Consider the following 12,462-nt stretch of genomic DNA (forward strand, 5'->3'; position numbering starts at 1 on the left):
TGGCACCGGCCGGCCACCGTGGGTCTCAGCCGACCCCGTCGCCCGGCGCCACCGGATGCGTCTCCAGCTCCGGGGCGGCCAGCAGTTCGGCGATCAGCGCCCGGGACCCGCCGATGTAGGTGCTGACCAGGTCCACGTCACCGCCCAGGCACCAGGAACGGTCCTGCGGCCACCACAGGTCGGGCAGTTCCGCGAACTCGTCCAAGGACACCGGTGAGACGGCCTCGGCCAGCGTCCCGGCGAGCAGGACCTCTTCCCGGCCGGGAGTGTCGAAGCAGGGAACCCGGTCGAAGTCCCACCGCCCGTAGCCGCTCCACAGGCCGAACCAGCAGCTCTCCGAAGTGCGGGTGTGCCGGGCCAGGACGGGGATCAGGGACCGGGCGACAGCAGGGGGCGTCGGTCCCTCCGCCGGGTGCTCGTCCCAGACACCGGGCAGGCCGTACTCGCCGGCGTTGGAGTAGTCGCGGTCCATCCCGATCAGCTCGTGCCAGTTCGTGCCCGGCGCCACATCGCGCCCGTACGCGGCAGCCACCTCGGCCCACCGCACCGGCCTCTCATCCAGGGAGGCCGGATGCAACACCCGGGCGTAGGCGGTGAATCCGGGTGCGGCGACGCCTGCCACGGTCCCGAAGTCACCGTGCCCCGGGGCACGCTCGGTGAGCCAGTGCGCCGGGCCGAGATCGTCGGTCTGGACGCGCAGGCGTCCGTAGTTCTCGGGAGCGGGGTCCCGGTCCACCGGGCGGTAGTCGTTCACCCCGCACAGTCTGCCCGGCATGACCGCCGGAGACCTGCGGCGTGCAGCCTGGCGGTAGGCGCTCGCGCCGCCGTCGGGGGCGTCCTCCCGGATCCCCCACGGCGGGAGGACGCCCCGACTTTCATGGTGGTCGTGCGGTCGGCCGGTTTCGCGATGCCGTCTGTCGGGGTGTCAGTACAGCCTCTTGACCGCCGTGGTCGTCGTGTTCTTGAAGCCGGCCACCGGAGCGTCGGCGAAGGTCCCCATCTGCCCCCAGCTCACGACGGTCACCGTCCGGCCGTCCCGTCCCACGGACAGCAGATGGACGTCCGTGGCGCCGTAGGACGTCGTGGTGTGCAGACCGTGCACCCGCGCGCCCTCCTCGACCGGCAGCGAGCCGTAGTCCCGGCCCTCGGCCTCGGTCTCCGGGTCGCTCTGCTCGATCCGGTCGGCGCAGGAGCGGATCTCCTCGTTCAGCAGTGCGGCGAGCGCCTTGCCCTTGGCGTCGGAGCCCGCGATGACGGTGACCTGCGCGGCGTTGGTGTCCAGATCGGTCTGGAAGACCCGGTGCCGGTAGTCGTAAGCCGGTACGCCCTCGCCCAGGCAGTAGGCGAGCTCGACCGGGAAGCCGTCGGTGACCGGCCCCGCGACCCAGTCGGACGAGGGGTGCGGAGGCAGTTGGGACGCCTTGAGGAACGCGGGCGCAACGGCCTTCGCCGACACGACGGCATTCTTCGCTGCGACGGCCTTCCCCTGCGCGGCGCCCTCCTGCGCCTGGGTCGGTACCGCGCAGGCGGCGAGGGCGACGACGGAGAGCGCGGCGGCGAGCACAGCGGTGCGGGTGTGCATGGGCATGGGTGTCCCCCGTGTGGAGTGCGTGATGAAGTGCCTGGTGGCATGCGTGGGATGTGGCGGTGTGACGACCCGACGTCATCGCGCCGGCCGTCGTACGGCCAGGTCGCCGCGCCGCTCGCCGTGACGGTGGCGGTGCGTCCGGCGGGAACCGGGGCGGCACCACGAGCATCGGCGGTCCCGGTGGGCCGGCGCAAGGCCCGCCGTCGGACCGGCCGGGGTGGAACCATCCCAGCCACCCTGACGTGCAGGTATATGGGGGCCTGGGACGGGCCCCCACCCCGGGACGCCTGCTCGCGGAACCGGATCGGGCCTGACGGGTGCGGAGGTGACGGTGCAGACACAGGACTCCGTGGCACAGTTCGCGGCGCTGCTGAGGGAACTGAAGGAACGTACGGACCGCAGTTACGGTTCGCTCGGCCGCCGGCTCCACATGAACACGTCCACGCTGCACCGCTACTGCACCGGCGAGGCGGTCCCTCTCGACTTCGCGCCCGTGGAGCGTTTCGCGGCTCTGTGCGGGGCGTCGGATGCGGAGCGTCTGGACCTGCACCGCCGCTGGCTCCTGGCTGTGGCTGCCCGGCAACGCCCCCACCCGACCGCGCCCCTCGGTGAGGCGGAGGAATCGGATGCCCCGGCCGGGCCTCAGCCCGGCGACAGCGGCAACGGTAACGGCAACGGCAACGATGACGGCGGAGCCCCTACGAGCGGGGCTGCCGGTGGTCCGGCCGGCGCGGAGGGCCTGGTGAGCGGTCCGTCGCCCGCGCCGCCCCGCCTCCCCCCGCCCTGGTACCGGCGCAAGCGCGCCGCGGCCGTCGTGTGTGCCGTGCTCGCCGCTGCGGGGAGCCTGGCCCTGCTGCCGGACGGCGGCCGGGACACCGACGACGGTGCACGGGCCGCGTCGGTCGCCCCGGAGACCGCGGCCGCGTCCGCCGGCCCGAGGGCCTCGCACACCCGCTCCGTGTCGCCTTCCGATGGTCCGAAGGACGGCACCGCGAGCTCTCCGGGAACCCGGCGCGAGCCGTCGGACCCGGCCGGCTCCACGAGCGCCCCGGCAGGGTCCGAACCCGCGGGTCCTCCCCTCGCCTGGTCCGTCGACTCCCAGGCATGGGCGTTCGGCTGCGGTCACGACTACGTCATCGCCGCACCGCCGGAGCGGGTGCCGCCCCCTCCGGTCCAACAGGACGCCGGCACCTGGGCGGCGACCCAGCGGGCGGTGCACGGCGGGGAGACGATCGTGAAGCTGTCCGTGCAGGGGACGTCCGACACCGCCGTGGTCCTGGAAGCGCTACGGGTACGCGTGACCGGCCGCGCCGATCCCGCTCCGGGCAACGCGTACTCCATGGACCAGGGCTGCGGCGGCTCCCTCACCCCGCGGTCCTTCGCCGTGGACCTGGACAGGAACCGGCCCGTCGCCCGTGCGACCGCCGGCAACGACGCCGGCACGCCGATCCCGGCGGTGAGCATGCCCTACCGGGTGTCCGCGGAGGACCCCGAGGTGCTGCTGGTCACCGCCAGGACCGGTGCCTGCGACTGCAGTTGGTACCTGGAGCTGGACTGGTCGTCCCAGGGCCGCACGGGCACCGCCCGGATCGATGACCGTGGCCGCCCGTTCCGCACCAGTGCCGTCAAGGGCCTGACGTCATACGCGTACGACACCTCTGCCCGTGCCTGGGCGCCCCGCGTGGACTGAAGTCCGTCAGTCCTTCCGCGCGTCCCAGGCATCGCCGATCCAGCCGTCGAAGGAGGGGATCAAGGCGGTGAGGGCGGCTCCGAGCCGCCAGTCCAGGTCCGGCGCGTGCAGGCGCACCGCGTTGCCGGACGACTTGAACTCCAGCGGGACCTGTCCGCCCGAGCGCCACTTGATACGGCGGGGGCCGCGGGGGAAGTCCCCGCCACCGCCGCCGCCGCCGAAGAGGAGAGCCACGAGCAGCAGCGGCAGCAGCGGTGTGCAGAGCCACCACACGCCCCACCAGAAGAGCCGGCCCTTGTATCCCACCGCGTCGGGGGCACCGGCGCGGCTCACGGTCCAGCGGGTGCGCAGCCCTCGGCTGAACGCCTTGTCGCGCGTGAGCACACCGAGCGGTTCACCTTGCGGGCCGAGCACCTGGAACTGCGCCCGTCCCCCGCTCGTGGAGAGGGTGACCAGGGTGGCGACCCGTGCCTGGCGGGACTCGTCCGCCCACAGGACGAAGGAGCGGGCGCCGCTCTGCCGGGCCGCGAGGTAGGCGGAGATGCCGTCGGGAGGCAGCTCGCGTTCCACATGGGCGACGGGCCGTGAGGCTCCCGGGCCGTCCGTGAAGTCGACCCTGCAGTCGAACAGGCCGCCAGGTGCGGTCCTCAGCTTCCCCAGGGTTCGCAGGGTGAGAGTACTGGGCACCCGACGGGCTCCTTCATGCGTGTCCGGGTCGAACGGTCGACGCACAACCTACGGGAGCCAGTTGGGTACCGCCCTCCGGCCCCCACGCGCACACCGTGTGCAAGCCGGTACCTCAGCCCTCCGCCGTCACCGCCGTGACTCTCCAGGGCGAGAGCCGCTGGACGTCCCGGGCCGTCTCCGTGACCCCGCTCAGGAAGCCCTGGGCGCGCGGGGAGGCCGAGTCGCGGAGCCATTCCGGCGCTATGTCGCAGACAGCGACCTTCACCCCGGTGCCGACCAGGGCCAGCGGGAGGGTGTGGACGACCGTCGACGGGAAGCTCAGGACCGTGTGGCCGATGGGGCCTCTGCGGGCGATGAGTTCCAGAGGGAGGTCAGGGCGGACGATCTCCAGGCCGGTGGCGGCTTCCAGCGCGTGGAGCTTGTCCGCGGATTCACGGCGGTGGGCGAAGTAGCGGGTCGCGCCGTGGGCGCGGGCCAGGGAGGTGACCGCCTCCTGGTACGGGACCGGGTCGATCACGCCCGTTTCGACCAGGGACGTGCCCACCAGGTCGGCACCCTTGGTGATCAGGGGCGGGCCGAAGCGGCCGCGGGTCCAGGCGAAGGTGTTGGGGGTGACCTCGACGCCCTGCGGCGCATCCACCGGCATCGCGGTGAACACCTCGACCGTGCGGGTCGCCGACGGTGTGAAGCTGCGGCGGGCCGCGGAGGTCACGGGGGCCAGGAGCAGTTCGCGCGGGCCCCGGCTGCCGCGCCGGTGCCAGCGCACCAGGCGTTCGCCGCGCGCGAGTTGGGCGACGAACTCCATGGTGGCCGTACCGTCGTCGACGACCGTGATCCGGCGGGTACGGACCAGGGAGAGGAGCAGTTGCACGTACCGGGAGAACGGGTCCCCGATGACGATGCGGTCCGCCCTGCGGATCAGCCCGGTCAGGGCGCGCAGGGCCTTCAGAGGCGCGCCGGTCTCCCCGCGCGCCTCCTGCCAGCGGACCGTTATGCCCTCGTCGCGGGCCAGCTCCGCCATCCTGCGCAGCTGTCCGCGCGACATCGGGTCGACCGGGGGGAGGACGACGACCGTGGTGTCGGCGGAGCCTCCCCGGGTGTGGGTCCACTCCAGGACGTTCAGGAGCTGGACCGGGCTCTCGACGAAGGCGAGGTTCACCGGTCTGCCCGTCAGACCGCGACCGGCTCGGCGGCCGGCGCGTTCTCGGTCTCGGTCTCGGCGACGACGCCCGTGACCCGGCGGAGCTTCTTCATCGGGCCGAGCTCCGACTCGTACACCTTCTTGACGCCGTCACCGAGGGAGGCCTCGATGGTGCGGATGTCGCGGACGAGGCGGGTGAGACCCTGCGGCTCGACGGAGGCGGCCTGGTCGGAGCCCCACATGGCGCGGTCGAGCGTGATGTGGCGCTCGACGAACGCGGCGCCGAGCGCGACGGCGGCGAGGGTCGTCTGCAGGCCCGTCTCGTGGCCGCTGTAGCCGATCGGGACGTTCGGGAACTCGCCCTGCAGGGTGTTGATGACGCGCAGGTTGAGCTCCTCGGCCTTGGCCGGGTACGTCGATGTGGCGTGGCAGAGAAGGATGTTGTCGCTGCCGAGCACCTCGACCGCGTGCCGGATCTGGCGCGGGGTCGACATGCCGGTGGAGAGGACGACCGTGCGGCCCGTGGCGCGCAGCGCACGCAGGAGCTCGTCGTCGGTGAGGGACGCGGAGGCGACCTTGTGTGCCGGGACGTCGAACTTCTCGAGGAAGGCGACGGCCTCGGTGTCCCACGGGGAGGCGAACCAGTCGATGCCGCGCTTGGCGCAGTGGTCGGAGATGGCCTGGTACTCGGCCTCGCCGAACTCGACGCGGTGGCGGTAGTCGATGTACGTCATCCGGCCCCAGGGGGTGTCGCGCTCGATGTCCCACTGGTCGCGCGGGGTGCAGATCTCCGGGGTGCGCTTCTGGAACTTGACGGCGTCGCAACCGGCTTCGGCGGCCACGTCGATCAGCGCGAGGGCGTTGTCGAGGTCGCCGTTGTGGTTGATGCCGATCTCACCCGTGATGTAGACGGGGTGGCCGGGGCCGGCGGTGCGGGTGCCGAACGTGCGCAGGCGGGAGGTGCTGCTCATGGTGGTGCTTCCTTACTTGGTGGGGGTGGTGCCGGCAGGGGTGGAGCCGGTGGTGAGGGTCGGGCCCAGGAGCCAGGCCGCGATCTCGCGGATGGCGCCGAAGCCACCGGGGGTTGTGGTCACGGCCCGCGCGGCGGCGCGTACCGAGTCGTGGGCGCTCGCTACGGCGACGGGCCAGCCCGCCAGTCCGAAGCAGGGCAGGTCGTTGACGTCGTTGCCGACGTAGAGCACGCGGTCGGGGTCGAAGCCCTGTTCCTCGCACCACTGCTTGAGCGCCAGGTCCTTGCGGTCGATGCCGTGCAGGACGGGGACCTGGAGCTTGCGGGCGCGGGCGGCGACGACCGGGTTCTGCTCCGTGGACAGGATCAGGAGCGGTACGCCGGCCTTGCGCAGGGCGGCGATGCCGAGGCCGTCACCGCGGTGCACGGCGACGATCTCGTGTCCGTCGGAGTCGATGAGGACGCGGTCGTCGGTCTGCGTGCCGTCGAAGTCGAGGACGACTGCGTCGATGTCCTCGCGGGTCGGCAGCGGTGAGGGGTCCAGGAGCGGCGCGAGGGCGCGGGCGCGGGCCAGGTCGTGCGGGTCGTCGATCTCCAGCACCCGCGCCGGGTCGGTCCGTACGAGCGCGGTGCGGCCGAAGAAGCGGTGGCGGTGGGTGCGGAAGCCCTCGACGTCCATGGCGTACGCGGCGCCCGTCTCCAGCAGGTCCTGCGGACGGTCCTGGCGGCGGGGGCGTACGGCCTTGTCGTGGTTGACGCCGTACGTGTCGTCCTCCACCGCGCTGCCGTCGCGCCAGACGAACCCGTGGAACGGGGCGACGGTGACGGCCGTGTCGGCGCCTTCGCGGGCGACCGCGGCGGCGACGCCGTCGATGTCCTCGCGGGTGATGAAGGGGCTGGTGCACTGCACCAGGAGCACCACGTCGGCGGTCCTGCCGGGCTGCATCGCCTCGTACGCGTCGAGGGCGTGCAGGACCGCGGCCTCACTGGTCGCGGTGTCGCCGGCGATGGCGGCGGGGCGTTGCACGCAGTGCAGCCGGTCCGACTCGCCCACTGCCCGGCCCGCGGCCCGCGCCGCGTCCGCGATGGCGGGGTCGTCGGTGGTGACGACGACGTCCGTGACCTCCGGGGAGGCGAGGCAGGCGTGGACCGCGCGGGCCACCAGGGGGACGCCGCCGACCTGGGCGAGGTTCTTGGCGGGCACACCCTTGGATCCGCCGCGGGCGGGGATCACGGCGAGCACGGTCGGGGCCGGTGGCGGGGTCATGGCTGCTCCTGGAACGGTGGACGTGGCGGCGGGGTCGGCGGTCACAGCTCGCCCATCCGGCGGATCACCGGGGCGACCCGCTGGACGCCGTGGCGGTAGGCGCCGCGCGCCGCGTTGCGGACGGTCTCGCGCACCGCCCCTCTGACCCGGCCGGTCTCCTTGGGCGTCGTGGCACCCGGCAGCGGGCGGCCGTCGGTGGCCAGGTGGTGGCGGGCGAGGATGCCGGGGAGGTAACCGGGGGCGGTGACAGGGGTGTAGTACGGCGCAAGGTCGGGAAGGGAGCCGCGTTCGAGCAGGACGGCGACCTTGGCCCGCGCGGTGTCGTAGGCCGTGTCGTACGAGCCGTCGGCGGCGACCCCCTGGCCGGACACCCATGCGTCGTCGGGCCGGGGGCGGTATCCGCCGTCGAGCCGGTCCCAGGACGTGATCAGCCCGGAGCCGGTGAAGTGGTGGTTGCCGAGGGTTTCCCGTACGCCGAGGTCGGAGAGGATCGCGGTAGGGATACGGCGGTGCAGGGACTCCAGCGCCGCCGTCGAGGAGACCGTGACCAGCAGGTCGGTGCGGTCCAGGACCTCGCCCATGTGCCCGTACACCAGGCGGAAGTTGGGCGGCAGTCCGCCCGGGAGGCGCTCCGCGAGCCGCTGGTAGGGCAGTTCCTCGATGTGGGTCGTGTGCTCACCCGGCTTCGAGCGCAGCTTCAGCAGAACCTCGCGGCCCGGGTGCAGCCTCGCGTGCTCGACGAGCCTGCGCAGCAGGTACGTACGGTCCGCGCGGGAGGCCGGCACGGAGGGCTGGGCGGCGAACACGACGGTGTCGCGGCCCTCTTCCGGGTGGTACGGCGCCCCGCCGAGGAACGGCAGCGCGGCCTCCGTCACGGACGAGGCGTCGGCACCCACGCCCTCGTACACCGCGCGGAAACGCTCCGCGTCGTGACGGGAGTTGGCGAGGACGATGTCCGCGCCGTGCCGCAGCAGGAGTCCGTCGGCGAGCTTCTCGTAGACGACTCCCACGTACCCGGTGACGATCACGGGCCTGCGGGGCAGGCCCAGGGCGGCCAGGCCGTGCAGCATCGCCTGGACGGCACCGCCGACGAGGGCGAGCACGACGACGTCGTACGCCTCGTCCCGCACCGCGTGCAGGAATTCGACGGCCGTCACCTCACGCACCCGGCCGGCGTCCACGCCCACCTCCCCGACTTCGGCGAGCTGACGGGGAGTCGGGGTGGCACGGCCGCGCAGCAGCAGTCCGGTGACCTCGACGGGGCGTTCGCCCTCGCCGGTCCCGAAGGTCCCGCCGGCACCCGCGGTCAGGCGGCGCGCGGTGAGCGCGCCCCACTTCCACCGGGTGTCGGAGTCGGCGAGTACGGCAACCCTGAGCGCCGGGGAGGCAGCTGCTGCGGTGTCGGCCGGATCAGCCGAATTACTGGTACGTGGAGGCACGTCCTAAAAGCTAGGAAGGCATTTCTATGAGCGGCCCAACGCGGGGGCAACAAATGGTTAACAGCCCGCCGACGGTTGGGGATATGACCTGGGGAGCACCCCAAAGAGCCGCGAATTCACACCGATTCACTGATCCGACATGCGTCGTTCACCCTCAGTCCTCTTCGGGGACAAGGGAAATGCCGGGCCCGCCCTTAGCGTGATGCGGGTGGTCAAGCTCTCCGTCATCGTGCCGTTCTACAACGTGCGGACATACGCCCCCGATACTCTGCGAAGCCTGCGCGCCAACGCCCGCGAGGACTTCGAGTTCATCCTGGTCGACGACTGTTCGACCGACGGTACGGCGGAGCTCCTGCGCCGGGCCCAGGACGACATCGAGGGGGTCGTCGTCCACAGACACGAGCGGAACGCGGGACTGGCGACGGCCCGCAACACCGGCCTGGACGCGGCCCGCGGGCAGTACATCGCCTTCCTGGACGGCGACGACTGGCTCGCACCGGGCCACTACGCCCGGCTGCTCGCGCAGACGGAGGCCCTGGGCTGCTCCTTCGTCCGCACGGACCACGTCCAGGTCACCGGCAGGTCCCGCACGGTGCACCGCGTCCCGCACGGCCGGCGCGGCGCGGTGAGCTCCCCCCGGGACGCGATTCTGCCGGCCTCCCGGACCACCTCGGTGGACTACGCGTACGCCTGGGCCGGGCTCTACCACCGGAGCCTCCTGGACCGGGGGCTGCTGCATTTCGCCGACGGTCTGCGCACCGCCGAGGACCGGCCGTGGATCTGGCGGCTGCACCGCGAAGCGGATTCCTTCGCGGTCCTGGGAACACTGGGCCATTTCTACCGCCGGGGTGTGGCGTCATCACTCACACAGATCAGCGACGAGCGTCAGCTCGATTTCATCCGCGCCTACAACCAGGTCCTGGGTGAGACGGCGGCGGACCGCGACGCGGAGGCCCTTCTGCCGAAAGCGGTGCGTACGTACTGTGCTGTCATTGCCCACCATGTCGGCGCCGTCGGGAAATTCGAACCGTCCGTGGCCCAAAAGCTGAAATCACTCAGTTCGGCAGCGCTCGGGGACATGCCTCAGCCGATCCTGGACGACACCCTCGATGCCATGGACGTACAACGGGCGACCTTGCTGCGCAGACTGCGTCGCCGGCCGGTCGCCGCGAAGGAAGCGGCTGCCGCGTGACCACTCAGATCTTCGTCGCCTCGACTCCGCAGGGCACGGCGACGCTCGCCGCCGCACTCGACGCGCACTGCTTCGACGACGCCGACCGCCGCATCCTGCTGCTCTGCGACACCTCGGCGGTCCCGGAGGCGGCGCCCCCCGCCGACTCGATGCCCGGTTTCGGCCTGCTGCGCGCCCGCTTCGACGAGGTGCTCTCCTGGAACGACACCATCTCCCCCCAGCACCCGGCGGAGTGGACCCCGCGCGCCGACGACGTACCCCTGTGGGAACGCCATCTGCGCCACGCCTGGAACCTCGGGGACGACGAGGTCGAGCTGGCGCTCGCGTCGCCGCACGCCGCCCCCGCCCTGGCGCTCGCCCAGATCCTCGGCGGCGGACCCGTCACGGTGTACGTGGACGATCTGGCCGGCTACGGCCCGACCGGGAGCAAGCTCCCGCCGCTGATCGGCACCCGGGTCCAGCGCCTGCTCCACCCGGATCTGCTCCCCGGTCTGCGGCCGCTGCTGCTGGCCGAGTTCGGTGTGGAGCCTGTCCCCCTGCCCGCCGCCGCCCTGCTGAAGGTGTTCGCCGAACTGGCCGACGCCGCGCCGGAGTTCCCGTTCCCGGACGGCCCTGCGCTGCTCCTGGGCGAGCGCCTCGCCGAGTCCGGGCTCCTCTCCCCGGCCGGGACGAGTGAGCTGCACCTGCGGATGGTGCGCGGCACCGTCGCCCTCGGCCACACCCGGCTCCTCCTCGTACCCCACCCCCACGCGCCGGTCCCGTGGTCGAACGCGCTCGCCCGTGAGGCTTCCCGCCTCGGCGCCGAACTGACGGTGCTCGACAGCGGGCCGCTCGGCGCCCCCGTCCTCCCGGAAGTCCTGTACCAGCGGATACGCCCCGCGCTCGTCGTCGGCTGCTCGGCGACCGAACTGCTCACGGCAGCCACCCTGTACGAGCTCCCCGTGGCAAGGACGGGCACCGGAGCGCTCCTGGAGCGCCTGACCCCGTACGAGAACACGCACAGGGTGCCGGTCACGATCACGGACGCGCTGCTCCCCGAGCTCACGGACGCCGCCGCCGTCACCCTCCAGTCGCCGCCCACGAAGGCGGCCGTGGCCCGGAAACTGGACGGCCTTCTGCACGCGGTCGGCTTCGCCATGCAGCCCCGGGTGCGCCCGGACCTCCGCCCGGCCGCCGAGCGCTACCTCTCCGAGCACCTGGACGGGCGCACCTGGCGCTACTTCAAGCGCCGTCGGCTGGCCTCGCTCGCGCTCCCGGGCGTGGTGCCCTCACGCCTCGCCTTCATCCGCCGCAACCCGGCGCTGCGCCGCCTCGCCCGCCGCGTCCGCGGCAGGTGACCACCGGCTCTCAGCCGAGCAGCCGGGTCAGGCCGAGACGGGTCCACAGGAGGGCGGCTCCGAAGGAGAGCACCGTGGTGGCGGCCGTCATGCCGGCCATGAGGGCCGCGGCCGCCACCCAGGTGAGGTCCGCCGTGACCATGGCATCGGTGAGGACGCCCAGGACGAGGACATGGATCATGTACGCGCCGAACGAGGCGTCGGACAGCCGGGTCAGGGCCGGCCGCAGCCGGTCCGGGATGTGCAGTCGGTGCAGGGAGAGCAGCACTCCGGCACTGAACAGGGCGACCAGGACACTGGCGTACGGGATCGCGTAGTGCACCTCGTGCTGGTACGCGACGATCGCGGCCGGCGCCGCGCCCGCCGGGAGGAGCCACCACAGGCGGCGCCTGCCGAACGTGCCGACGGGCACCGAGAGGATCAGGGCCCCGAGCACCGCGTAGATAAGCTGGTACGGGCCGAAGCCCCAGCCGAACCGCGGCAGATCGAGGTCCGTGACCTGCGCGATGTCGCCGAACAGGGACGGGGCCGCACCGAGGACGAGCAGGGCGGCGCCGAGCCCCCAGGGGCGTTTGCCCGCCTTCACCAGGGCGGCGAAGGCCAGCAGCATGATGACGGGGATGTAGGCGTACAGGTACCAGAGGTGGTACGCCGGGCGGACCGAGGCGAACAGCGAGTCGAGTGCCAGGTCGCCGATGGGATCGTCGTTGGTGGAGCGCAGGCGGCCCCACGCCAGGTACAGCGCCGTCCACACGGCGAGCGGTACCGCGATCCGTACGATGCGCTTCCACAGCCGGCGGCCGTCCCCGACCGGGGCTCCCACCAGCACCACCCAGCCGGCGATCGCGAAGAACAGGGGCACCGCGAAACGGCCCGCCGAGTCCGCCACCAGGCCGGCCCAGTAGGTACCGGGGCCGTTGGAGGCCTCGCGGCCCGCCGTGTTCACGAACGCGGAGCCCGTGTGGCAAAGGATCACGCCGACCGAGCAGAGCAGCCGGATCAGGTCGACGTCGTAGCGGTGCTCGCGGACCGGGCGGGGCTGCGGGGCGGGCTCCGGGGACGGCGCGGTGGCCGGTGCGGTGGCCGGTGCTCCGGCCGGAGAAACAGAGGATGGCATGGTCATCGAAGGCTATGAACGCACTCGCCCGGGG

Annotated in this window: 11 protein-coding genes; 3 read left to right on the top strand and 8 right to left on the bottom strand. The window is 72.6% G+C overall.

Annotated elements, in window-relative coordinates; translation table 11 throughout:
- Nucleotides 1-25: 25 nt before the first annotated feature.
- Together OG257_RS14965 and OG257_RS14970 are read right to left on the bottom strand one after the other, a co-directional pair.
- Nucleotides 26-754, bottom strand: a complete 729-nt coding sequence (locus OG257_RS14965) for a hypothetical protein (protein ID WP_329208064.1) — start codon at nt 752-754, stop codon at nt 26-28.
- 171 nt (nt 755-925) lie between these two features.
- The gene (locus OG257_RS14970; protein WP_329208065.1) at nt 926-1,588 is read right to left on the bottom strand and encodes a hypothetical protein; all 663 of its coding nucleotides are present in this window, start codon (nt 1,586-1,588) and stop codon (nt 926-928) included.
- A 331-nt stretch (nt 1,589-1,919) separates the two neighbouring features.
- Here OG257_RS14970 and OG257_RS14975 point away from each other — a divergent pair, with 331 nt between their 5' ends.
- Complete coding sequence (locus OG257_RS14975) at nt 1,920-3,278, top strand: helix-turn-helix domain-containing protein (RefSeq protein WP_443054562.1); 1,359 nt, start codon at nt 1,920-1,922, stop codon at nt 3,276-3,278.
- A 6-nt stretch (nt 3,279-3,284) separates the two neighbouring features.
- Here OG257_RS14975 and OG257_RS14980 read toward each other — a convergent pair whose 3' ends face one another.
- The 5 genes from OG257_RS14980 to OG257_RS15000 all read right to left on the bottom strand — a co-directional run bounded on the left by OG257_RS14980 (nt 3,285) and on the right by OG257_RS15000 (nt 8,782).
- Nucleotides 3,285-3,965 carry a hypothetical protein gene (locus tag OG257_RS14980; RefSeq protein WP_329208068.1) on the bottom strand — a complete coding sequence of 227 codons (681 nt, stop codon included), beginning with the start codon at nt 3,963-3,965 and terminating at the stop codon, nt 3,285-3,287.
- Nucleotides 3,966-4,077: 112 nt separating this feature from the next.
- On the bottom strand, nt 4,078-5,124 hold the full coding sequence (locus OG257_RS14985) for a hypothetical protein (RefSeq protein ID WP_329208070.1): 1,047 nt from the start codon (nt 5,122-5,124) through the stop codon (nt 4,078-4,080).
- A gap of 11 nt (nt 5,125-5,135) precedes the next feature.
- Nucleotides 5,136-6,077 carry an N-acetylneuraminate synthase family protein gene (locus OG257_RS14990; RefSeq protein ID WP_329208072.1) on the bottom strand — a complete coding sequence of 314 codons (942 nt, stop codon included), beginning with the start codon at nt 6,075-6,077 and terminating at the stop codon, nt 5,136-5,138.
- A gap of 12 nt (nt 6,078-6,089) precedes the next feature.
- Nucleotides 6,090-7,343, bottom strand: a complete 1,254-nt coding sequence (locus tag OG257_RS14995; protein WP_329208073.1) for an acylneuraminate cytidylyltransferase — start codon at nt 7,341-7,343, stop codon at nt 6,090-6,092.
- Between the two features lie 41 nt (nt 7,344-7,384).
- Nucleotides 7,385-8,782: a DUF6716 putative glycosyltransferase gene (locus OG257_RS15000; protein ID WP_329208075.1), complete on the bottom strand. Its 1,398-nt coding sequence runs from the start codon at nt 8,780-8,782 to the stop codon at nt 7,385-7,387.
- Nucleotides 8,783-8,990: 208 nt separating this feature from the next.
- Between OG257_RS15000 and OG257_RS15005 the strand changes: the two genes are divergently transcribed.
- Complete coding sequence (locus OG257_RS15005; RefSeq protein ID WP_329208076.1) at nt 8,991-9,974, top strand: glycosyltransferase family 2 protein; 984 nt, start codon at nt 8,991-8,993, stop codon at nt 9,972-9,974.
- Entirely contained in the window at nt 9,971-11,311 is a 1,341-nt protein-coding gene (locus OG257_RS15010; protein ID WP_329208078.1) for a polysialyltransferase family glycosyltransferase, read from the top strand. Before OG257_RS15005 ends, OG257_RS15010 begins: the two co-directional genes overlap by 4 nt.
- A gap of 10 nt (nt 11,312-11,321) precedes the next feature.
- Here the strand turns inward: OG257_RS15010 and OG257_RS15015 are convergent, their stop codons facing one another.
- Nucleotides 11,322-12,434, bottom strand: a complete 1,113-nt coding sequence (locus tag OG257_RS15015; RefSeq protein ID WP_329208079.1) for an acyltransferase — start codon at nt 12,432-12,434, stop codon at nt 11,322-11,324.
- Nucleotides 12,435-12,462 lie beyond the last annotated feature (28 nt).

The organism is Streptomyces sp. NBC_00683 (assembly GCF_036226745.1).
Classification (GTDB): domain Bacteria; phylum Actinomycetota; class Actinomycetes; order Streptomycetales; family Streptomycetaceae; genus Streptomyces.

Coding starts and splice junctions, on each gene's coding strand:
- OG257_RS14970 (WP_329208065.1), bottom strand. CDS start 1,588: ATGCCCATGCACACCCGCACCGCTGTGCTCGCCGCCGCGCTCTCCGTC.
- OG257_RS14990 (WP_329208072.1), bottom strand. CDS start 6,077: ATGAGCAGCACCTCCCGCCTGCGCACGTTCGGCACCCGCACCGCCGGC.
- OG257_RS14995 (WP_329208073.1), bottom strand. CDS start 7,343: ATGACCCCGCCACCGGCCCCGACCGTGCTCGCCGTGATCCCCGCCCGC.
- OG257_RS15015 (WP_329208079.1), bottom strand. CDS start 12,434: ATGACCATGCCATCCTCTGTTTCTCCGGCCGGAGCACCGGCCACCGCA.